Below are 21919 nucleotides of genomic sequence, written 5' to 3'. Positions count from 1 at the left end.
CCTCACGGTCCAGGTTCAAAACATAGGTAACGGAATAGGTTCAAGACATGGGTAACACTTTTCGGCTGATGGCCGATGTGATGAGCATCGGTTCATGCCTTGGAAAGAGACCCAAAAGATGGACCAGAAAGTGATGTTTGTTCAGCAAGCGCTCAACCCGCAGGCCAACTTCCGGCACTGCTGAAGGTTTTTTACACCGCTCTAAACAGTCGGGGGCCCCGTCTCCGGCGCGCCGTGCAGGCAAAGCCAGACGGCGTATCAAATCCTCGTCGCTTCGGAATCAGTCCCGTGTCTCGAGGATGAGGCGGGGTGGCGTGTGGGCCGGGTTTTCCTTGCTGGCGAGGGTGAATGTGCTGGCTTGGGCGTAAGGTTTCTGGACGATAACGAGAGTGATTGTTTTTCCGGCGCGCTCATTAAGGGCGTCAAGGAACAGCGATTCGGCATTTGCATCGGCAAAAACGAGTTCGGTTTCATTTCCCGGACCCTTGCCGCCGATGTCGCCGATGCGCAGGGCAGAGCCAGCAAGCAAATAGGACGACGAAGTATCGTTGCCAGGCGCGTTGTTCCATGTGATCGAGGCCTCGTCCCAGTTGGCGCCGTCTTCCAGCATCCAGATCTCGGCACCCCGATCTCGCTTGGCGGTGTAGAGACCGACAAACCGTGCGGCGTCGAAAGAACCGGCAGGCAATCGGAAGGAAATGTATGACTTGGCGGCATCGCCCGTGTCGCCGTTCGGTCCCGAATAGGCCCAAATGGCGCCATCGTTGCCGCGGTTGGAGTCCGGTTCCGCCTGAAGAACCACCGCGTCCGCCACGGGTTCGATTTCAAGAGATCCGGCGAGGAGAGGCGTGCCACTAAGGGCCGGCGCGCAGACGGAGGCACACAGAAAGGGCCGAATACTTTTGATTGTTTTCATTGTGTTGCTGGAAATCGGGACAAAATTGTGCGGTCTGCTGATTACCAGCCTTTAGGCTTCCTCACGGTGCCGGGATCCCCACCAACATCGGTTTGGTTTTCCACGTGCCAGTCAAGGAAGAGGACGTTGATGCCATTGTAGATTTCGCCAAAGGGCGGAGACGCATTTGGCGTATCGGTCCAGTCCCAGAGAATCGGGGTTATGGAAGCGGGCAGTCTTGCCTTCCAAAGGTTCGGATTGCCGACCGGACGGTTGTTCTTGCTCTTGGCACCGACGTTGCCCACGGGAAAGTAATAGGTGCCGGGTGAATCGGGATCCTGGATAGCGACATTCGCGTAGTAAGCAACAGCCGACGGCAGACCGCTCGACCGGAACCACCGAACCCACGGCTCGGTGACGAAGCTTTCCTGCATGCCTTTGAAGCCCGAACCTGCAGCTTCTGCCGGGGCAATATAAGCTTGGATATAGTTGATCAAATGTCCGCTTGAAGCGCGCCACGGGGATTGGCCCTGCTTCAGCGGGCCAGGGAGATTTCCGCCATTATCCAAGGCATAGGAGTTCATTGCCAGCCCGATGTCCCGAAGCTTCGCCACACCTTCGGCGCGGGCCGCCGATTTCCGAACCCCTGAAAGTGCTACCATTGCCAGCGAAGCCAGCACGCCAAGGATTGCCACCACGGCAAGAAGTTCGATCAAGGTAAAGCCACCCCGCCTGGCATGACAGGTGCGGTCGGGGAATTGACGCAGTATCATCGTGGAAAGGCGCGCGATTCGCCGTCTAAAATTCCTTTGCTGCCGCGACCAGCGAACTTCCGCAAAAGTTATTCTGATTATCCGACCGTCTTTCCGGGATGAAACGTCCCCTCGATAGCGGTCATTTCCGGGACGGAGGGGACGCCGCATTCGCGGGCATGGTGAAGGCTGATAAGTTTGCGCGCGGCAATCTCGCCAATGCGCAGGTTGTCGAAAACCATGCCGCCGATGTGCCGTGACGGATCCGCCACGGTGAAGCACAGGCTGATATCTCTGGGGATGCGAAAGCCGGCGGCTTTGAGCTGGTCGGGCACTGATGAGTCTGTCGTGATCACCGCGTCCGGCCTGTGCCGATTCAGCCATCGTTCGAAGCGTTCCGGAAGATTGTCGCAGCGCAAGGGAGGAATTTTGCGCCCCCCGTTCTGCAGCAGCTGGGCAACGAGGAATCCCCCGAGCCATGCGCCCTGCGCCCGGCGTTCGATCTGCTCGCCGTAGGCAAACCCGATCGCCCGGCGTCCGCGGCGGTGCAGTGATTCGAAAAGAACGCGCATCGAAATGAAACCTTGGGCCGTCACCATGTGAAATCGCGGACGTTCGAGCGTGAACCCGAACGTCACCACGGAAAATTCGGAGAAATCCCAATCGGTCACCGTGCCGGGCTGTTCCTGCGGGCACACGAGAATGCACTCGATCCCCCGGGCCTTGAGGATGTCTTCCATGCGGCGGGGCGTCATTCCCGCTTCGCCCATCCAGAACGTCTCCAGCTCGTATCCGTGTTCGCGCAAGAAAGCTGCCGCCCCGCGGTGGTATTCGACGAAGGTCCCGATCTTCCACCCCTCCGCCCGCGAGAAATTCGTCAGCCACGCGACCGTCCCGAGGTAGCCGGGTTCGCGTTTGCCGGTCCGATACGCCGCCAGTGCGGCCAGTGCCGGATCGATTCGGTAGCCATGTTTCTCCGCATAGTCGGCCACCCGGCGGCGCACCGACGCTGACAACTTCCCCCGTCCATTGAGGGCCTGCGACACCGCCGCCTGCGACAAATCCAATGCGCGCGCGATATCACGCTGCGTCGGCCTCCGGGGAACTGGCGACTTCATGCGGTGTGAGGCTATGGTCCGCCGTGGAAAGGTGGGGCGACAAGCAGAGATTATATTGATAATCTGGATTGCCCGCACCGCCGGCAGGCCGTAGAATTATCTGTATAATCCTCCATTGAATTTCGCTCATCGCGCAGCAGGCCAGTCTTCTCGGGTGACTTCTCGCCAAACCGATTCCGGCCCCAACGGCTTGGCCTATTTTGATGCGTGGACACAGATCGGCGGCTTGATCGGCGATCACCCTTCGTTGCCGGCGGCCTTGGGGGACTTGGAGGCCGGGATGGACCGGTGCGGAATCGCCAACGCGCTGGTGGCGCGGCGCGATGTGAAAGCTTTGGACAGCCTCGAGGCCAACGTGGCATTGAGCGACCAACTCTCCGGCGGGCTTTCCCCGGTGTGGGTGGTCATGCCGGGAGCGGCGGGGGATTTCCCGGAGGGCGAGGCTCTTGCACAGCTGCTGGATGAATACCACGTGCCCGCAGTGCGGGTGTGTCCCCGCACGCACGGTTGGGATGCGATGTCTTTGTCGGGCCGGTGTCTGATTGCGGAATTGAGCGCAAGGGGCTGGCCGGTATTCGTCGAACTGGGCACGGAGATGGAAATCGGCGAATTGGCGCGCTTGGCGGAGGCGGTGCCCGGGGCCCGGTTCGTCGCGGTGAACCTCGAATGGACCCGCCAGAGGATGGTGAGTGCGCTGGCGCGGGATTGTCCCAACGTGCATCTGGCCTTGCACCTCTATCATGCCAACCGGGGCATCGAGCAGCTTGTGTCCCTTGGGGCCGCGGATCGTCTGCTTTTTTCAACGGGTTCTCCGGTGCGCGAGGCGGGGGCGGCGCGGGCCGCGCTGGACTGGGCGGATATCCCCGACACAACGCGGCGCATGATCGCCGGGGACAACCTCCGGAGAATTCTCAAATACCAGCCGACGGCGAAGCGGCAACCGGCCGCGGCGTTTGATTCGATCGTCCTCGCCTGCCAGGCCGGGAAACCTCTCCCGTGCGATACGATCGATTTTCATGCCCATGTGGTCAATGACGGGAGCAACAGCGGCGGATCGCAGGTGATGCTGCGGGGGGATGCCAAGGGGATGCTGGAAATGGCGGACCGCACGGGCGTGCGGGAAATCGGATTGATGACTTGGCAGGGCATCCAGGGCGTTGAGCAGGAGGCCGGCCACCGGACGGTTGTGGACGCCGTGCAAACAAATCCCGATCGCCTGTGGGGTTTGGCGTCGATCCATGTAGGCGACAAGACCGACTCGCGAAAAATCGCCGAACTCGACGATCTCCGGCGGCGCACACGCATTCTTGGTCTCAAACCCTACCCCACCATGGGCCTGCCGTATGACCATCCGAAATATGCAGCCCTTTGGGAGTATGCCCAGGCGCACGGGCTTTACGTCGGCGTGCACCCTTACCACTGGTATGAACCCGGCGAGTTTCGCAGCCTGTGCAGCCGCTATCCGGAACTCACCGTGGTAGCCTATCATGCGGGCAGCAGTTACGAGATTGCCGACACGGTCATCACGCTGTGTCGCGAGTTTCCGAATTTGTATGCCGAGATAAATTACAGCACGGTGACCGGCGGGGTGATTGAATACCTTGTCAAAGGCTGCGGTGCGGAGCGCGTGCTGTTCGGCAGCGACCAGCCCATGCGCGACCCGCGCCACCAACTCGGCTGGGTTGTCTATGCCGACGTGCCCGAAGCCGTGAAAACCATGATTCTCGGGGCCAATGCGCGGCGACTTCTCTCCCGGCCTTCCGCCACGTGAAAATATTCCGCATCCTTGCATTTCTTCCCGTTGTTGCCGCGACGGCCGCGCCCGATGACCTCGGGCGTGAAGCGGTGATCCAATACGGCTGGCAGCGCCACGAGGCAGAATTGTCCGGCTACCGCCCGGATTTCCAGCCGGGCTGGCCGATGTTTGACGCACGGAATCTTCCCGTGATCAAGGCCGGCTCCGAGAATGAAGTCGGGCTGCCCCCATTGCAGCAACTCGGCGAGGACGGTCGCTGGCGCGACTGGAACTATGACGCCGCCCTTCCGGGAAAAGCCGGACAATGGGCGAATCTCAGCCTCTTCCCGGCGGTGTTTGATGCCGACGGGGATGCCTATTTACTCGTCGATGCGACGGGAGACAAAGGAGGTTCGTGGGTCCTCCTTCATGCCCGCGCAGGCTCGCAGAAGTGGACCGCACACGCACTTCCCTACGGAAAAATGCGCGGAGATTACAAGGGCCGCATCGAGGACGGGAACCTCGCGATCATGCAGGTGCCCGACAGCGCGGAGCCCCTCGCGCACCCGCCGGTGATCCTCGGCACCGACGGCGAAGCCCTTTCTTTTGTTGCCCCGGAAAAGACCGCCGATGGCTCCCTTGTCATCCCCTCCCCGCAGAAAATCGCCTCCGTGGCCGGCGACCTGGACGTGAAATTCGACGCGTCATGGAAGGCAGGATGGGGCGGATGGGGACACGGCGAACCGCAGCGGGTGGCAACACACGGGCCGTGGATTTTCTTCGTCTGGGCGCGACCGACACCCGTGCCTCCGCACCCCGGCACGCCGATGTTCATCGCGGCATGGAACCGCGAGACGAAGTCCCTCGCCGGCCCGCTTTACCTCGGCTCGAGCGGACGCGAAGTGGACAGCCACAACATGCCCGTTGTGGTCACCGACAGCCGGGGTTTCGTGCATGTCGTGCTCGGCGCCCACGGCACGATCGAGAACCCGCTCGAAACATGCCTCTACATGAGGTCCAAAAAGCCCCTCGACATCACGGCGGGGTTCGGCGAACCCGAGCCGTTCCCGATTCCCGGAACGACATATCCTGGCGCTGTCGTCGGACCCGACGATGCGCTGCACATCCTCGTCCGCCGCTACGAGCAATACGCGGTCGTCCGCGAGGACACATTCGCCCGCGGCTTTGTGCTCAAAACTCGCGACCCCAAACATGACACTGCCGCATTTCCCGTTTATCCCCCTTCCCAGCTTGTCTATCTCCGCAAAGACAAAGACGGGTGGTCGCACCAGCCGCTGGTGCGTTCCTACTTCGGTTCTTATGTTTTCTGGCACAACAGATTGAGCATCGACCGCAGGGGAAATCTCTACGCAGCCTACCGCTACAGCCCGCGATCGGACTTTCTGGAAAAGCCCGTGCCCGCGGCACTGCTGACCAGCCGGGACGGCGGCAACAAGTGGCACCTCGCCGAGACGGCAGACTTCCTCATCGGCGCCGGACTTCCGGTGCCCGACACCGTGCCCATGCCGATCCGGCTGGGCGAGGAATCCGGAAAAACCAGCCTCGGCGAACCCGGATTCGGCTACAAACCCAACGCGATCTTCTTCGACCCGGCGGGGCACGCGTGGATTCCGCTCTGGCCATCCTCCGACAAGGCCCCCGCGTTTCAAATCCTCCGCGATGGCGCGTGGAAAACCGTCTCGACGGATTCCGCACTGCCTGAAGATTTCAAACCGGGTCCATGGATGCGAATGAACCGGCATTTCCCCGTGTTTGATTCCCGCGGACGCTCCTACGTGCTGGCCGATGGCACCGGCTCGCCCGGTGGCGCCTGGTATCTGCTCGTTTCGGCGGACGGCGGGGAAACATGGACGGCGCATAGGACTCCGCTGGGTGCGCTTCCTGGCGGGTTCAAAGACCTTCCCGACGCGAATGCCAACTTTCCCCGTCTGGTCGATCCCGACGGCGACCAGCCGCCCGCAATCCTTGCCAACGACGGCGAAAATCTCCTGCTGTTTGACGTCCGTCTCGACGATAAGGGGACTCCGAATTTCCAGAATGCGGTCAAGCTCGCGGACTCCGCCGCCCGGCACTCGGACAATGTGCCGACCCGCAGCCATGCCGGCTGGGGCGGCTTCGGGCACGACAATGGCTCACGCGCTGTGGCCATCGGCGACAAAATTCACGTCGTCTTTGCCCTGCCACGTCCGGTCGAGGGATTCGCCGGCACGCCGTCCTACGCCGTCACGTATGACCGCACCGACGGCAAAGTCACCGGACCGGTGTTCCTCGGCACAAGCGGCATCGAGATCGATGGCCACAACATGCCGGCGATCGTGGCGGATTCGAAGGGCTACCTGCACGTCGTGCTCGGGGCTCACGGCGGGAGACAGGGACAAAGCTTCATTTACTTGAAGTCGGCAAAGCCCGACGACACAACCGCATGGGAAACGCCCGTGGCCATGGAAAAGGGCACAACCTACCCGATCCTGCTCTGCGATAAACGCGACGTCCTCCATGTCATATCGCGCGGGCCCGACGGCACGCTCGTCCACGACCGCAAACCGCAGGGCGGCGCTTGGGAAACACGCCGCGAACTCGTGCGTCCCTTCCACGACGGACGATACGCGCTCTATTACCAAGACCTCGCCGAGTCTCCCGATGGCAGGCTTTTCCTCCACTTCCGCGCGATGAACCGCACCACCGGGCGTGCATCGCCGGACTCGGACCAGAAAGACTATGACCCGGTTTTGCTTGTTTCGGACGACGGCGGCGAAGATTGGAAAGCGGCAACAACCGAGCTGTTTGGAAACAGCTCCCCGGGCACCACAGAAACCGGCCCATAGGTCGTGAAAGAGCGCCCGGCCACGAGCGCAAAATGACACCGGGAAGAAGCTCTGTCATGCGGGTCATTCTCTTTATCTGGAACTGAGCCATTCCGGGGTGGCTCGCAGGGAATTTCAGAAGATCTTTTCGCGGGGCAAGCCAAACAGCCTGGCATCGGGACGACATCCTACGCCCATTCAGTCCCCAAACTTTGATGTAGACCCCCCGACCCCGAGAGACCGGAGCCTACGGGACTCGAACCCGCAACCTCTGCCGTGACAGGGCAGCGCTCTAACCAATTGAGCTAAGGCTCCTCGCAGAAAGTCCTATAAAAGCGTAGCCGGCGATGTGGCGAAAGCTCTTTTTACATAAGCCAAATTCGCGTGCCTTCCCGGTGCGCGGGTTTTAACCTTCGTGATCCTATGAGCAACTCATCGCTGGCAGCAGCAGCGGCGGATTTTTTATCCGAACGCGCCAAAGCTCTCCCGCATTCTCCGAGCCTGGTCGGTCTTGACGGCTTCGCGGACACGATCCTGCATGTAGTCGCCACGCGCGAGAGCACGGAGAGCTACAAACGGATGTCGAGCATGGCTGAGTTCGGCAAGAGGATCGGAGCGGCTGCCGGGCTGAGTGCGAACTTCGAAATGGTGCCGCAGATGGTGAAGCTCGGAGGCAACGGCCCGATCATGGCCAATGCGCTCGGCGCCTACGGCACGCCGGTGACCTACGTCGGCGTTCTTGGCGCTCCGAACATCCATCCGGTCTTCGCGGATTTCGCGGAACGCGCGAAGGTGATTTCGCTGGCCGAACCCGGCTACACCGATGCGATCGAGTTCGACGACGGCAAGCTGATGTTCGGAAAGCATTCGAGCCTGCGCGAAGTAAACTGGGAAAACCTGCTGGCACACATCCCCGCGGACAAGCTTGTCGGTCTTTTCCGCGAGTCGGCTCTCGTTGCGCTGGTCAACTGGACGATGCTCACGGGGATGACACGGATTTTCGAAGAACTGCTGGAAAAGGTCATGCCGCAAGTCGGTGGTGAGCCGTGGATGTTTTTCGATCTTGCGGATCCGGCCAAACGGACGCGCGAGGATATCAAGAAAGCGATCGGCCTCATCGCGCAATTCCAGACACATGCCAAGGTCATCCTCGGCCTCAATCTCCAGGAGGCGCGGCAGATCGGGGAAGTCCTCGGTTTTCCCCCGTGCGAGGAAACGCACGATGCGGGGGCAGCACACGCAGCCTTGATACGCGCAAAACTCGGTGTCGAGACGGTGGTCATTCACCCCGTGGCTTTCGCCGCTGCAGCGGACGCACAGGGCACATCGGCGGTGCAGGGACCGTTCATCGAAAAGCCGAAGATCACGACGGGTGCGGGCGACCACTTCAACGCCGGCTTCTGCATCGGGCGCATGCTCGGGGCACCCCTCGACGTCAGCCTGCAAATCGGCGTGGGAACTTCGGGATTTTATGTTCGCACCGCGAAAAGTCCGTCGGTCGCGGACATGACGGAATTTCTCCGCACGCTCTGAGCGCGAGACTCTCCATGCCCGGACGTCCGCAATCACAGAAACTTTTCGCCGCGGCGCGCGCGCGCATTCCCGGCGGAGTAAACTCACCCGTGCGCGCGTTCCGGTCGGTCGGCGGCGAGCCGTTTTTCGTCGATCATGCGCAGGGTGCGCGTATCCGCGATGTGGACGGCAACGAATACATCGATTACGTCGGCACGTGGGGACCGGCGATCCTCGGTCACGCACCGGAGGTCGTGATCGACGCAGTGCGCGAGGCGGCGAAGCATGGTCTGAGCCACGGCATCCCCAACCCGAGGGAAGTCGAAATGGCCGAGCTGATCTGCGCGTGGGTTCCCTCGGTGGAGAAAGTGCGGATGGTCAACAGCGGCACCGAAGCCACGATGTCCTGCGTGCGGCTGGCGCGCGGGTTCACCGGGCGCGGCAAAATCGTCAAGTTCGATGGATGCTACCATGGACACGTGGATTCGTTGCTGGTCCGCGCGGGTAGCGGCGCCCTTACCCACGGGCAACCGGACAGCGCCGGTGTGCCGGCCGAGCTGGCGGCACTGACGATCACCTTGCCTTTCAACGATACCGCGGCGCTCGGGGAGCTGTTTGCGCGCGACGGGGAAGGCATCGCCGCGGTGATCGTCGAACCGGTGCCGGCGAACGCCGGGCTCATACCTCCCGAAGACGGCTATCTCGCAAACTTGCGGAGACTCTGCACCGAGCACGGCGCGCTTCTCATTTTCGACGAGGTGATGACGGGGTTCCGCGTGGCCAAGGGCGGTGTGCAGGAGTTGACGGGCATCGTGCCGGATCTGACCGCAATGGGGAAAGTCATCGGAGGCGGGCTGCCGGTCGGAGCTTTCGGCGGTCGCGCGGACGTCATGGACAGGCTTTCACCCGACGGGCCGGTTTACCAGGCCGGGACGCTTTCGGGAAACCCGCTTGCCATGGCGGCGGGCTTGGCGCAATTGCGCGAGCTGGAACGAACCGGCGCATGGAGCAAACTCGAAAGTCTCGGCGCGCAATTCGAATCCGCGGTGCGCGAGACCTTGGCCTCGACCGGCCGCAATTTCGCCTTTCACCGCCTCGGCAGCATGTTCTGCCTGTTTTTCACGGATGGTCCCGTGCGCAATCTCGATGACGCCAAAAAGTCGGACACCGAGGCATTCGCGCGCTTTTTCCACCATTGCCTCGACCGCGGCGTCTATTTTGCACCTTCGCAATTTGAAACGGGTTTCATAAGCACGGCCCACAGCGCGGAAGATCTTGCACGCACCGCGGAGGTCGCGACTGCGGCGTTGCGGGCGACTGCCTGAGCCCGGTCGCGCGCCGGCTCAAAAGACCAGGACAACCACGATCGCCGCAAGCACCGCGACCGCGATGCCGACACCGATGCTCTGCGCCGTGCCTGAAAAAGCGGGCCGGAACTTCCCGCACCACTCGGCGAAGAGCAACCAAAGCGCGGGGATGAGCAGCAGCCAGACTCCGCCGGTGGCCGCGAGGACGGTCATGCGATCGGACCAGAGGCCGCTCGACGACGAGACAGCACCGGAATTGAGCAGGATGCGCGATGCCATCACTCCGAGTGCGAGCATGATGAATTGCGCCAAGGCGATGGCGATGTTCATGACAATCCACACCCTGTCGTCCGCGGGGGCGGCGGTCAATACCCCGATCGTCTCGACATCGGGTGCGGCTTGCACTAGCTAAACGTGCTTCCGTGAGCCAGCTCGCACCCATCCGCGTCCAAGCCAAATTTTTCCACGAGGGCGACCGGAAGTTTTTCGTCAAGGGAACGACCTACGGTCCGTTCGCACCGGACGCCGCGGGTCTGCACTTCGGCACACCGGAAAAGGCGCGCGCCGACATGGCGCTGATGCGCGAGGCGGGCATCAACCTCGTGCGCGTCTATTATGTTCCGCCCGCCTGGTTCCTGGACATTTGCGCGGAGCACGGCATCCGCTGCCTCATTTCGATCCCGTGGGCCGAGCACATCGAGTTCCTCAACCAGCGCAAGATCCGCCGCGAGATCGAGAAAACGGTCGTCGAAGCCGTCTCGGAAAACCGCGGACACCCGGCGATTTTCGGATTTCTCATCGGCAATGAAATCCCGAGCCACATGGTGCGTTGGCTGGGGCCGCATCGCGTCACGGAGTTCCTCGAAAACCTGATCTATCTGGCGAAGCGGGAAAACCCGGGCGTGCTTTACTCCTACGCCAGCTTCCCGCCCACGGAATACCTGCTCCCGCAGAACGCTGATTTTTTCACCTTCAACGTCTATCTGCACAAGCAGGCGGAGTTCGAACGCTATCTCGCACGCTTGCAGAATCTCGCGGAGGACCGTCCGCTCATGCTCGGGGAATTCGGCATGGACACCATCCGCCATACCGAAGACGAGCAGGCGGAGATGCTCGCATGGCACATCGAGAGTGTGGTCCGCGGGGGATTGGCCGGCACGATCATCTACGCATGGACCGACGAGTGGTTCCGTGGCGGGCAGGAAATCCTCGATTGGGCGTTCGGTCTGGTCACGCGCGAGCGCAAAACGAAAAAGGCGTTCCACGTTGTGAAGGAACTTTTCTCCGGCGAAAAACCGGTGGCGGAGCGCGTGCCGCTGGAGCGCTATCCGCGGGTGTCGGTCATTGTCTGTTCCTACAACGGGGGCAAAACATTGGGCGACTGCCTCGAGGCCCTCGACAAGGTGGATTACCCGGACTTCGAGATCGTCTTTGTTGATGACGGATCTACCGACAACTCTCAGGACGTGGTTGCGGAGTGGGAAAAGGCGCGCGAAGCGCGGCGGGCAGGAGGCGCGAAGTTGCCGGACTTCCGGAACATACGGCAGAAAAACATGGGCTTGAGCTATGCGCGCAACGCGGGCGCCGCAGCGGCAACCGGGGAGATCATCGCTTACACGGACAGCGACTGCATGGCCGACCCGGATTGGCTTTACTACCTCGTGGGCACGCTGCTTTCGGGTGATTACGCCGGCGTGGGAGGCCCGAACATTTCGCCGCCGGCGCAAGATTGGATCCAGGCATGCGTGGCGGCCGCTCCGGGCGGCCCGAGCCACGTGCTGCTCACCGACGTGGTGGCCGAGCACATCCCGGGTTGCAACATGGCGTTCCACCGCTGGGCGTTCGATTCGGTGGGCGGTTTCGATCCGGAATATCGCAAGGCGGGCGACGACGTGGATTTCTGCTGGCGACTGCAGCAGTCCGGTCAGGTCATCGCGTTCAGCCCCGCGGCGATCGTCTGGCATTACCGGCGTTTCACTTTGCAGGCGTTCCGCAAGCAGCAGGAAGGCTACGGCGAGGCGGAATCCATGCTGCGATTCAAGCACCTGGTTTTTTTCGGTCCGACCGGCACGGCGAAATGGAAGGGCCAGATCTACGGGACACCGCGCTTCACGTGGCTGGTCAACCGCCCGCTGATTTACCACGGCGTTTTCGGGGAGGGACTTTTCCAGAGTATTTATCCGACACCGCGTTCGGAGGTGGCGAACTACCTTGCGAGCCTTGAGTGGGTCATGCTCACGGCCTTCGTCTTCATTCTTTCGATCGGCTTTCCCGCCCTGCGCATCGTGCCCTACATCATGTTCGGAGGCACATTCCTCGTGGCGCTGTCCTACATGCTGCACGCGCGCCTGGAGCCGCAGTTCGACTCGGTGCGCGCGCGTCTGCTCGTCACATTCCTGGCCTTCACGCAACCGCTGGTGCGCGGATGGACCCGCTATTTCACCTGGCTGAAATACAAACGCACGCCGGAGAACGTCATCCGCACGCCCGAGCAGGAACTCGAGACGCGCCATGCGGCAGGGAGCAACACGGAGTTCGAATTCTGGAACGAGCAGGGCCACGGGCGCGAGAGGCTGCTGGCCGAGGCGACGCGGTTGCTGGAAGACGAAGGCTGGAGCTACTCGCTGGACACCGGTTGGAACGACTGGGACATCCAGATCTACGGAAGTTTCTGGTGGCTGGTCCGGCTGCGCTCGGTGACCGAATATCACGGGGGACCGAAGTGCCTGACGCGCGCCACGCTCAAATTGCGAATGGGAGGCGCAACCATTCTCGCCAACTTCCTCGCGCTGTGCCTGCTCGCCTACCAGCAGTTTGCCGCGGCCGGGATCCCATGGTGGTCGGCGAGCGCTTACGCGGGCTTCGTGGTTTTTCTCGCCTACCGCGGGAGGAGGCTCAAAAGGCGGGCGGCCGACCTTCTCGTGGTGGCCGCCAACCGCGCGGGCTTGGGACGCGTGGCGAAAAAGAAAAACAGTTGAGCGGGCGGATCTCCGATTACGATTTCGAACTGCCGCGCGAGCTTGTGGCCTCGCGCCCCCTGCCCGAACGTTCGGCTTCGCGGATGCTGGTCGTGGACCGCACCGCCGGAAAGCTGGAGCACTGCATGTTCCGCGATCTGCCACGATTCATCGCACCGGAAGACTTGCTGGTGCTGAACGATTCTCGCGTGATACCCGCGCGGCTTCTTGCCGACGAAGGCCGGATCGAACTGCTGCTTTTCTCGCGGCTGGGACCCGCACGCTGGCGCGCCTTTGCGCGTCCGGGCAAGCGGACGCGTCCCGGCGACTCATTCCGTGTGGCAGGCACCATCGCCCGCATCGAGTCGGTGGAAGAATCGGACGGCACGCGAATCGTGCAATTCGAGGCGGAGCCGGATCTTGAGGCGCTCGGGCACATGCCGATCCCGCCTTATCTCGGACGCGAGGACGACGAGGAAGATCGCACACGCTATCAGACCGTCTTCGCGCGGAGGAACGGATCGGTCGCCGCGCCGACAGCCGGGCTGCATTTCACGCGGGAAATACTGGCGGCGCTGCCGCACGCTTTTGTCACTCTTCATGTCGGGCCGGGGACATTTTTACCCGTGCGCGCGGAGCAACTGGACGAACACCGGATGCACGAGGAGGAATACGAGGTGAGCACGGAAACCGCGCAGCGCATCAACGAAGCGCGGAGAGTCATCGCCGTGGGCACGACGAGCCTCCGCGTGCTCGAGTCGCTCCCGCCCGGCGCGGTGAGCGCGTGCGGCGGGCGGACGGATCTGTTCATCCGGCCCGGCTTTGCTTTCCGCCACGCCGGGGCGCTGATGACGAATTTCCATCTGCCCAAGTCCACTCTCTTCGTGCTGGTGTGCGCCTTCGCCGGCGCTGGGCTGATGCGGGAGGCCTACGCCGAGGCGATCAGGGAAAAATACCGTTTCTTCAGCTATGGCGATTGCATGCTGATCGTCTGATCGGGCTGGATTTCCCCGGGGCGGGTCCGCTAAAAGCGCCTTATGGATACCGTCAGAGCTTACGCCGCAAAATCCAAGGGTTCGGCCCTCGAGCCGATCGAATACAAGCAGGAACCGCTCGGCGACGAGCAGGTGGAGATCGCCGTCGACTATTGCGGCATCTGCCACTCGGACATTTCCGTGCTGAACAACCACTGGGGCAACGCGGTGTATCCGCTGGTGCCCGGACACGAAGCCTCGGGCCGCGTGGTGGCGGCTGGCCACCACGTCAAGAACGTCAAAGTCGGCGACCGTGTCGGGCTCGGCTGGTATTCGGGAAGCTGCATGAGTTGCCGGGATTGTCTTCGCGGAGACCACAATCTTTGCAGCAAGGGCGAGGACACCATCATCGGACGGCACGGCGGATTCGCCGAGCGCGTGCGCGCCCACTGGGTCTGGGCGGTGCCCATCCCGGAAGGAGTCGATCCCGCGAAGGCCGGCCCGCTTTTTTGCGGCGGCATCACGGTGTTCAATCCGATCGTGCAATTCGGCGTCAAGCCCACCGACCGCGTCGGCGTGGTCGGGGTGGGCGGCCTCGGGCACATGGCAATCCAGTTCCTCGACAAGTGGGGCTGCGACGTCACCGCCTTCACTTCTTCGGATGACAAAAAGCAGGAACTGCAGCAACTAGGCGCCGATCACGTGGTCAACTCGCGCGATCCGGCACAACTCAAAGCGTTGGCCCGGTCGCTGGACTTCGTTCTCGTGACCGTGAACGTGCCGCTCGACTGGCCCGCCTACATCGAAACGCTCGGACCGCGCGGGCGTCTGCATTTCGTGGGCGCCGTCCTCGAACCGCTCAATATCGGCGCCTTCCCCCTGATTGTCGGCCAGCGTTCGGTGTCCGGGTCGCCGCTCGGAAGCCCGGCCACCACCGCCCAAATGCTGGATTTCTGCGCGCGCCACGATATCGCGCCGGTCACGGAAACTTTCCCGATGTCGAAAGTGAACGATGCGATCGCTCACCTCGAGTCCGGTAAAGCGCGCTACCGCATCGTGCTGCAAAACGATTTCCGATGAAGCACGCCTTTCCCCTGATGACTGCGGTTTTGCTCGCCGCCTGCTCTTCGCCCGGCGGCGAGTTGGTCTCCCTCGCGCAAAAGCGTCTGGCCCTCGCGCGGGACATCGCGTGGTATAAATATTCGCGCGAACTCCCGGTTTATGACGCGACGCGCGAGACCGCGCTGCTCCAAGCCGTCATTGCCGAGGGCACCGCGGCGGGTGTCCCACCCGAAACAACGCGCCGCTTCTTCGCCGCGGAAATGGAGGCGTCGCGCCGCATCCAGTGGGAATGGATCCATGCTTGGAGAAAAAATCTGGCCCCGCTGCCCGAAGGAACTCCCCCGGATCTATCGGGCAATCTGCGCCCGCAGATCGACAGCATCAACAGCCGCCAGATCCAGGCGTTGTCACGCGGCGCACAGCCACCCTCGATCAATCAACTCTCGGATATGGGCGCGCGTTTCTTGCCGAAGAACTGACGCAGCAATGCCGCGGATTCCTCACCGAGCACGCCGGACGTCACCTGACACCGGTGGTTGAGCGGTTCGCTCTGCAGCAGGTTGATCCATCCGCCCGCGGCTCCGGCCTTGGGATCGGGACAGCCGAAAACCACGCGGCGTAAACGCGCGAGGACGATTGCGCCGGCGCACATAGGGCACGGCTCCTTGGTGACATAAAGATCGCATTCGTTGAGCCGCCAGTCGCCGACGGCGGCCTCCGCCTGGGTGATGGCGAGCATTTCCGCATGCGCGGTGGCGTCCTTGAGCAATTCCACCTGATTCCACGCGCGGGCGATGACCTCGCCGTTGCGCACGATGACCGCCCCGATCGGAACCTCGTCGGCAGCTGCAGCCTTGTGCGCGCACCGGAGGGCGTTCTGCATGTAGAAAACGTCCGGCTGCCAGTTGAAGCCTTGGATTTGGTCCGTCGTCACCTTAACCTCCGCGTGTGCAAGCGATCGTCGCCCCCTCCATACTCGCTTGCGATTTCGCGCGCCTTGGCGACGAGGTCGCCGACGTGGCGCGCGCCGGCGCGGACTGGATCCACTGCGATGTGATGGACGGGCATTTCGTGGACAACATCTCGTTCGGCTCGGCGTTTGTCGAGGCGGCGTCACGGCACACGAAATTGCCGCTCGACGTCCACCTGATGATCACCAACCCAGACCGTTACCTTGACCGCTATCTGCCTGTCGCAGCTTCGGTGGATATCCATCTCGAGGCCGACGCGGATGTTCCGGAGACTTTGCGGCGCATCCGCGCGGCGGGAAAGAAAGCGGGGCTGGCGATCAACCCGCATACGCCGGTCGGTGCCATCGAGCCCTACCTCGGCCAGTTCGACATTCTGCTGGTGATGACGGTCGAACCGGGATTCGGCGGGCAGCCATTCATGGAAGACATGCTGCCGAAAATCCGCGAGGCGGCAAAGTTTAGGAGAGGCGCGGCGCCGGACTTCCTGATCACAGTGGACGGGGGGATCAACATCGACACTGGTCGTCAGTGCCGCGAAGCGGGTGCAAATGTCATGGTTGCCGGAACTTCGGTGTTCCACGCGAAGAACCGGCGCGCGGAAATCGAAGCCCTTCGCTGATAGGAATCGCCGGCATGCCCGGCGATGGGGATTCCGCACTCGAACCTATCCCAAAACCGCGCGGGGTGGCGCAGACTCATGGCGGAGCGGATGGCAAGGCGCGAGCAGGGAGCGATGCCTCTGCGCATCGTGACTGGAGAAGCAACGCCGCCACGTTTCGGGATAGGTTCTACTGCGACGAGGCCGCGGGCTGCGCTTTTCCTTCGAGCAAAGCCAGAGCCTCGCCGGCAAGAAACAGAGAACCGGTGACGAGCACCGGCCTCCGACCGCATGACTTGAGCGCACAAGCCAAGCTGCTCTCGCTTGTTGCTGCAAACCCGAGCTTCTCCGCAGCCGCTCGCAGTTCGGCGGTTGCTGCTGCACGCCCGCTATTGACCGGAACGAGAACGACTTCGTCCGCGATATCCCGCAGCTCGCGCAACAATTCCTCCGGGTTTTTGTCGCACAGTGCACCGAAGACGAGGCGCGCCTTGGTGTCGCCAAAGACTTCCCGCCATGCGGCAACCAAGGCCCGCGCTGCCGGCACGTTATGCGCCCCGTCGATGACAAGATTGCCGCCGATGCGCTGGAAGCGGGCTGGCCATTGCACCGAAGCAAGTCCGCGTGCACAAGTTTCGACATCAGGCATCAAACTCGCGGCATCCAAAGCGGCCAGAGCCACCGCGGCGTTCCATCGCTGGTGCGCGCCCGCCAAACCGACCGACAGTTCGCAAGGGGCTTCCACGAAGCGCACAGACGCACCGACTTCGCGCGCGCGGGCTTCGAGAACTTCGCGCACTTCGGTCTCCTGCGGTGCGGAAACCACCGGGATGCCGGGCTTGATGATCCCCGCTTTTTCCATGGCGATAGCGCCCAGCGAATTCCCAAGCCACTGCTGGTGATCGAGACCGACAGGCGTGATGACCGAAACGAGCGGAGTCACCACGTTGGTGGCATCGAGGCGTCCGCCCATGCCGGTTTCCCAAACAACAATATCCGCGCCTTCGCGCGCGAACCACCACGCCGCCAATGCCGTTGTAAGCTCGAAGAACGTGGGGGCATGATCCCACATCGAGGAGCATTCGCGCAGCAGACCGAGACCTTCGGCGACCGCCGCCTCGGGAATCATCGCTCCGTCCAAGCGGATACGCTCCCGGAAGTCAACGAGGTGCGGCGAGGTGTAAAGGCCACAGCGCATCCCGCCGGCGCGCAGCACGGCATCCATGACGGCGCAGGTGCTGCCCTTGCCGTTGGTGCCCGCGACGTGGAGAAAACGCAGGCGGTCCCGGGGATTGCCCGCAGCGACAAAAAGGCGGCGCGCGTTATCCAGCCCAAGCTTGATTCCGAAGGCCTGCGTCCCGTAGAGCCACGCGAGCGCGTCGCGGTAGTTCACTTGCGACGGTCGAGAAAATCGAGGAGCTGAGAAAGCACCGCACGCATGCGATTGCGCGGCACGATCATGTCGACAAGACCGTGATCCTGGAGGAACTCGGCGGTCTGGAAACCCTTGGGCAACTCCTGGTGCGTGGTCTCGCGGATCACGCGGGGCCCGGCGAAGCCGATCATGCATCTGGGTTCCGCGATGATGACGTCGCCAAGCGAGGCGTAGCTGGCCATGACTCCCGCCGTCGTCGGATTCGTGAGGATCGAGATGTAGGGCAAGCCGGCTTCCGAATGCCGGGCCAGAGCACCGCTGGTCTTGGCCATTTGCATGAGACTGAGCATCCCCTCATACATGCGGGCACCGCCGGACGCGGAAACAATGATGACAGGCCATTTCTTTTGCGTGGCCCGCTCGATGATGCGCGTGATTTTTTCCCCGACGACGGACCCCATGGTTGCGGCGATGAAATTGAAATCCATGACCGCCAGACCGACCCGGTGCCCGCCGATCGCGGCATCGCCGGTGATGACGGCGTCCTTGAGCCCGGTTTTTTTGCGGTAGGTTTCGAGGCGTTCCTTGTAGGTGGCGACGCCGCGGAACTTGAGCGAATCGACCGAGAGCATATCGGCGTCGCGTTCCTTGAAGCTTCCGGGATCGACAAGGCTGTCGATGCGCTCGCCCGAGCCGAGCGTCATGTGGTGCTGGCACTTCGGGCAAACTTGGAGGTTCTGGGCCAGTTCGATCTGGTGGATGACGTCACCACATGACGGGCACTTGGTCCACAGACCCTCCGGAACATTGCTTTTGCCCCGGGGTTTGAGCTTCAGAGCGGGTTTCTGGAAAATTCCCATGCGAGCCTTTTAGCCCCGCGCGACGGTAATGACAACAACCGCGGCGGCGCCCCCGTGGCGGAGTGCGGCAGCACATGCACTGGCCGTCGAGCCCGTGGTGAGAACGTCGTCGACCACTGCCAGGGTGCGACCGGCGACATCGGCACCTTTGGCAAGGCAGAATGCGCCCTCGAGATTGTCGAACCTCTCCTCGCGATGAAAATTTGTCTGCGTGAGCGTGTAGCGGCCCCGCCGCAGGCAATCCAGGACCGGCAGCCGGATCCGCCTTGCGGCCTCGTGCGCGAGCAACTCGGCCTGGTTGAATTCGCGTTCGCGCTGACGCGCCGGATGCAGGGGCACCGGCACGATGGCATCGGGGTGCAAGGCCGAAAGACGTTCATCGCGGAATCCCTCGGACAACATGCGTCCGAGCACGCCCCGCAGGTGCAGCCGGCGCCCGTATTTGAACTGGTGCACCAGATCGCGCACCACCCCGCGACTGCGGTAGGCGGCCGTGGCGAAATCGAATGCCAGTTCGCGGTCGCCGCAATTCATGCAGCGAAAAACCCCGGTGATCGCCCCGCTGTAAGGCTGGCTGCAAATTGCGCAGCGCGGGCCGGACAACCGCGGCCGCGACTGGCGGCAGGATCGGCACAGTCCGCACTCGAACGCGGTGGCTGCGCGCCCGCATCCCGCGCACCGCGGCGGGTAAAGCAGACCGACGGCCGGCTCAAAGACCTTGCGAATCCGCCGTGCGCGAAACATTTCCGAGGTAAAAACGCACCATCAGTCCGGTGAGCAGCAGGGCCAGGACCGGCAGCAGCCCCGTGGGCACGGCGCCGCTGACCAAGTTGGGGCCCACCCACGGAAGAAATCCGGCGGGATCGGCCCACGTCGGCCGAAGGAGAAGGTTGGTCGTCTGCTGCGAGAAGACCCAGCCCGCGTGCAAGCCGATGGGCAGCCAGAGCGATCGCGTCCGCACGGTGCATTCACCGAGGATCCAGCCGGCCACGAGCAGACTTGCCAGACCCAAGACAAGCAACGCGGGGGAAGGAAGCCCCGGCGCAAGGTTCAGCATCTCGAAGAACCCGCTCCACCATCCGACTGCATCCGCAGCGATTTCCGTTTTGGCGGGCTTGAGGAAATGGACGACGGCAAAAAACGCGGCGCTCACGAAGATCGCCATCCTTGCGGGCAGACTCCAAAGACAAATACCAAGGACGACTCCACGAAAAACTATCTCCTCGACCGCGCCGACGACGCAGGCCGTGACCACGATGCGGCCGATGGCCGCCCAAGCCGGGGCGGGTGCAAAGACGAACCAGCCGCCAACCAGATACAGCGCGACCAGCAAGGCAACGCCGAAACTCGAAAAGCCCAGCCCGGCAGCCACGTCGGCGGCGGCGTGCGGATTGCGCCGCAGATTCAACTCGGATGGCCGGCGCAGGCCGATCCACCGGAGGGCGGGCCACAAAAGAACCAGAAAGCTGATCTGCAGGCACCGCGAGAGCACACGATGGAAGGGAAAACCCGCGAGCCAGTCGGACATTCCCGAGGCCTGCAAAAATTGACCGAACCAGAAAACCGGCGGGGCGACCGATGCCCCGGCCGCGAGCGCTATGAACAGAAAGACAAAGATTTTGAGATAGGCCGGCATCCGCATTTCGTGGCGCGCGCGGCGCCGGATAAGATCGCGAGTAAAGCAGCCCCAAATCCGATTCGGGGCAAGCAATTAAGGACGCCGGGGAACCGCGGCAGGGTCGAGCGGGCTACCGTTGCTGCATTCCTGCCCTGGCGGGGTTCGTCCGTCGGACCTCCACGGCCCCCGGCGCCGAAAGAAGGTTAAACGATAACTGCGGCGGAGCAAACCTTGCTTCAAGGACGCACCCGCAATAGCAGTATTCGGCAAAGTGTTCTTGTGCCGATTCAAGCGCGCCGATATAAGAAATCTTCGCCAGTAAGAAAGTCGTTCCCATGACCAAACCCCTCCTGATCGTCAGTATTATCCTCTCCCTCGGAGCAGCAGTCCTTGGATACATGAACCGGGACAAGATGGTAGCCGCGCGCACCCAGCTTGCTGACGTGGAGTCGCAGTTGCAGGCGCGCACGCAAGAGTTGGGCGCGACCAAAAAAGAGGCCGAAGGTAAAAACCAACAGATCACCGCCCTGACGGGCGAAAAGGAAAAACTCGCCGGCGAGCGGGACGCGGCCAAAGGTGAATTGACCAAGGCAAAAGAGGAAGCCACAGCCGCACAGCAGAAGGCCACCGCTGCCGAGACCGAACTTGCGCAGGTCAAGACCGACGCGCAGGCCAAGGACACGCGCATTGCAGAACTCGAGCAGCAGGTCGCCGCGGGAACCAAGCCGGGCGACACCGAAGCACCCGCGCCCGAACTGGCCGAAGTCCAGGCGCGCGTCACCGAATTGGAAACCATCAACGCCCAGCTTCAGGACCAAAACACCGGCCTCGCCGCGCAGATGGCCGAGCTGCAGCGCAAAGAAAAAACCCGCCAAGAAGGGGTCATGCGCCCGGGCGTATCCGGAACAATCCTCGCCGTCAACCAAGCATGGAATTTCGTCGTCCTGAGCCTCGGCGACCGCCAAGGAGTGGTGCCCAATGCGGAAATGCTCGTGCAACGCGGCAACCAGTTTCTCGGCAAAGTCCGCGTCACCTCCGTGGAGCCGTCAACCTCCGTGGCCGACATCCTCGTGCGCACCGTGCCCCGCGGGCTGAGCGTGATGCCGGGCGACCGCGTGATCTACCAGGCGCAGCGCGATTGATTGCATGAAGAAAAACATGCTGCTCGCCATGCTCGCGGTGCTGGCCGCAGTGTGCGGCCCGACCGGTTGCGAGACCACGCGCAATGATGAAAGTGTTTCATCCTCGCGCGGACGCATGAGTTCGATCCCTTGGAACCGGCCCGCCAAATGGGAGGGCACGGGTGTCCTCGGCGGACAGATGGGCGGCATGCAGGGAGGTTTTTAGAACCCTTCCCTCG

The 21919-nt window shown here is 62.6% G+C and carries 20 protein-coding genes, 1 tRNA gene and 1 other RNA gene; 11 read left to right on the top strand and 11 right to left on the bottom strand.

Annotated elements, in window-relative coordinates:
- Positions 1–280: 280 nt before the first annotated feature.
- Genes FGM15_03815 through FGM15_03805 form a run of 3 tightly spaced genes read right to left on the bottom strand, consistent with a single transcriptional unit; the run spans position 281 to position 2765 of the window.
- Positions 281–916: a DNRLRE domain-containing protein gene (locus tag FGM15_03815; protein MBU3664989.1), complete on the bottom strand. Its 636-nt coding sequence runs from the start codon at positions 914–916 to the stop codon at positions 281–283.
- 41 nt (positions 917–957) lie between these two features.
- Positions 958–2127, bottom strand: a complete 1170-nt coding sequence (locus tag FGM15_03810) for a type II secretion system protein (GenBank protein MBU3664988.1) — start codon at positions 2125–2127, stop codon at positions 958–960.
- Positions 1746–2765, bottom strand: coding sequence for a LacI family transcriptional regulator (locus FGM15_03805; protein ID MBU3664987.1), 1020 nt, complete (start codon positions 2763–2765; stop codon positions 1746–1748). Before FGM15_03805 ends, FGM15_03810 begins: the two co-directional genes overlap by 382 nt.
- Positions 2766–2919: 154 nt before the next feature.
- On the opposite strand from FGM15_03805, the gene FGM15_03800 reads away from it, so the two are divergent.
- Together FGM15_03800 and FGM15_03795 are read left to right on the top strand one after the other, a co-directional pair.
- Positions 2920–4536 (top strand): hypothetical protein, encoded by a 1617-nt coding sequence (locus FGM15_03800; GenBank protein ID MBU3664986.1) that lies wholly within the window; start codon positions 2920–2922, stop codon positions 4534–4536.
- A complete protein-coding gene (locus FGM15_03795; protein MBU3664985.1) occupies positions 4533–7346 on the top strand; it encodes a hypothetical protein in 2814 nt (937 codons plus the stop codon). Before FGM15_03800 ends, FGM15_03795 begins: the two co-directional genes overlap by 4 nt.
- Before the next feature lie 220 nt (positions 7347–7566).
- Here the strand turns inward: FGM15_03795 and FGM15_03790 are convergent.
- A tRNA-Asp gene (locus FGM15_03790) sits at positions 7567–7640 on the bottom strand.
- Positions 7641–7748: 108 nt separating this feature from the next.
- Here FGM15_03790 and FGM15_03785 point away from each other — a divergent pair.
- Entirely contained in the window at positions 7749–8858 is a 1110-nt protein-coding gene (locus FGM15_03785) for a carbohydrate kinase family protein (protein MBU3664984.1), read from the top strand.
- 14 nt (positions 8859–8872) lie between these two features.
- Positions 8873–10162, top strand: coding sequence for a glutamate-1-semialdehyde-2,1-aminomutase (gene hemL, locus FGM15_03780; protein ID MBU3664983.1), 1290 nt, complete (start codon positions 8873–8875; stop codon positions 10160–10162).
- An 18-nt stretch (positions 10163–10180) separates the two neighbouring features.
- On the opposite strand, the gene FGM15_03775 is transcribed toward hemL, so the two are convergent.
- Positions 10181–10549, bottom strand: a complete 369-nt coding sequence (locus FGM15_03775; GenBank protein ID MBU3664982.1) for a hypothetical protein — start codon at positions 10547–10549, stop codon at positions 10181–10183.
- Between the two features lie 17 nt (positions 10550–10566).
- Between FGM15_03775 and FGM15_03770 the strand changes: the two genes are divergently transcribed.
- The 4 genes from FGM15_03770 to aroQ are packed head-to-tail and all read left to right on the top strand — an operon-like array spanning position 10567 to position 15616.
- On the top strand, positions 10567–13122 hold the full coding sequence (locus FGM15_03770; protein ID MBU3664981.1) for a glycosyltransferase: 2556 nt from the start codon (positions 10567–10569) through the stop codon (positions 13120–13122).
- Positions 12978–14096, top strand: a complete 1119-nt coding sequence (queA, locus tag FGM15_03765) for a tRNA preQ1(34) S-adenosylmethionine ribosyltransferase-isomerase QueA (protein MBU3664980.1) — start codon at positions 12978–12980, stop codon at positions 14094–14096. Before FGM15_03770 ends, queA begins: the two co-directional genes overlap by 145 nt.
- Positions 14097–14138: 42 nt before the next feature.
- Positions 14139–15155: an NAD(P)-dependent alcohol dehydrogenase gene (locus FGM15_03760; GenBank protein ID MBU3664979.1), complete on the top strand. Its 1017-nt coding sequence runs from the start codon at positions 14139–14141 to the stop codon at positions 15153–15155.
- Entirely contained in the window at positions 15152–15616 is a 465-nt protein-coding gene (gene aroQ, locus FGM15_03755) for a gamma subclass chorismate mutase AroQ (GenBank protein MBU3664978.1), read from the top strand. The genes FGM15_03760 and aroQ overlap by 4 nt, the downstream gene beginning before the upstream one ends.
- Here aroQ and FGM15_03750 read toward each other — a convergent pair.
- Positions 15574–16020 carry a nucleoside deaminase gene (locus FGM15_03750; protein ID MBU3664977.1) on the bottom strand — a complete coding sequence of 149 codons (447 nt, stop codon included), beginning with the start codon at positions 16018–16020 and terminating at the stop codon, positions 15574–15576. The genes aroQ and FGM15_03750 overlap by 43 nt on opposite strands.
- Positions 16021–16094: 74 nt before the next feature.
- Between FGM15_03750 and rpe the strand changes: the two genes are divergently transcribed.
- A complete protein-coding gene (rpe, locus tag FGM15_03745; GenBank protein ID MBU3664976.1) occupies positions 16095–16727 on the top strand; it encodes a ribulose-phosphate 3-epimerase in 633 nt (210 codons plus the stop codon).
- A 169-nt stretch (positions 16728–16896) separates the two neighbouring features.
- Here the strand turns inward: rpe and FGM15_03740 are convergent, their stop codons facing one another.
- The 5 genes from FGM15_03740 to ffs all read right to left on the bottom strand — a co-directional run bounded on the left by FGM15_03740 (position 16897) and on the right by ffs (position 20751).
- Positions 16897–18099 (bottom strand): bifunctional folylpolyglutamate synthase/dihydrofolate synthase, encoded by a 1203-nt coding sequence (locus tag FGM15_03740; GenBank protein ID MBU3664975.1) that lies wholly within the window; start codon positions 18097–18099, stop codon positions 16897–16899.
- A complete protein-coding gene (locus FGM15_03735; protein ID MBU3664974.1) occupies positions 18096–18941 on the bottom strand; it encodes an acetyl-CoA carboxylase carboxyltransferase subunit beta in 846 nt (281 codons plus the stop codon). Before FGM15_03735 ends, FGM15_03740 begins: the two co-directional genes overlap by 4 nt.
- A 9-nt stretch (positions 18942–18950) precedes the next feature.
- Positions 18951–19685: a ComF family protein gene (locus FGM15_03730; protein ID MBU3664973.1), complete on the bottom strand. Its 735-nt coding sequence runs from the start codon at positions 19683–19685 to the stop codon at positions 18951–18953.
- A complete protein-coding gene (locus FGM15_03725; protein ID MBU3664972.1) occupies positions 19651–20583 on the bottom strand; it encodes a CPBP family intramembrane metalloprotease in 933 nt (310 codons plus the stop codon). The genes FGM15_03730 and FGM15_03725 overlap by 35 nt, the downstream gene beginning before the upstream one ends.
- A 73-nt stretch (positions 20584–20656) precedes the next feature.
- An RNA gene (ffs, locus tag FGM15_03720) (signal recognition particle sRNA small type) lies at positions 20657–20751 on the bottom strand.
- 143 nt (positions 20752–20894) lie between these two features.
- Here ffs and FGM15_03715 point away from each other — a divergent pair.
- Both FGM15_03715 and FGM15_03710 read left to right on the top strand, forming a co-directional pair.
- Positions 20895–21701 (top strand): hypothetical protein, encoded by an 807-nt coding sequence (locus FGM15_03715; protein MBU3664971.1) that lies wholly within the window; start codon positions 20895–20897, stop codon positions 21699–21701.
- 4 nt (positions 21702–21705) lie between these two features.
- On the top strand, positions 21706–21906 hold the full coding sequence (locus tag FGM15_03710; protein ID MBU3664970.1) for a hypothetical protein: 201 nt from the start codon (positions 21706–21708) through the stop codon (positions 21904–21906).
- Positions 21907–21919 lie beyond the last annotated feature (13 nt).

This window comes from Chthoniobacterales bacterium, assembly GCA_018883245.1.
GTDB lineage: Bacteria > Verrucomicrobiota > Verrucomicrobiia > Chthoniobacterales > JACTMZ01 > JACTMZ01.
Note: the sequence above shows the minus strand (reverse complement) of the source record. Positions and strands in the feature narration are given on the sequence as shown.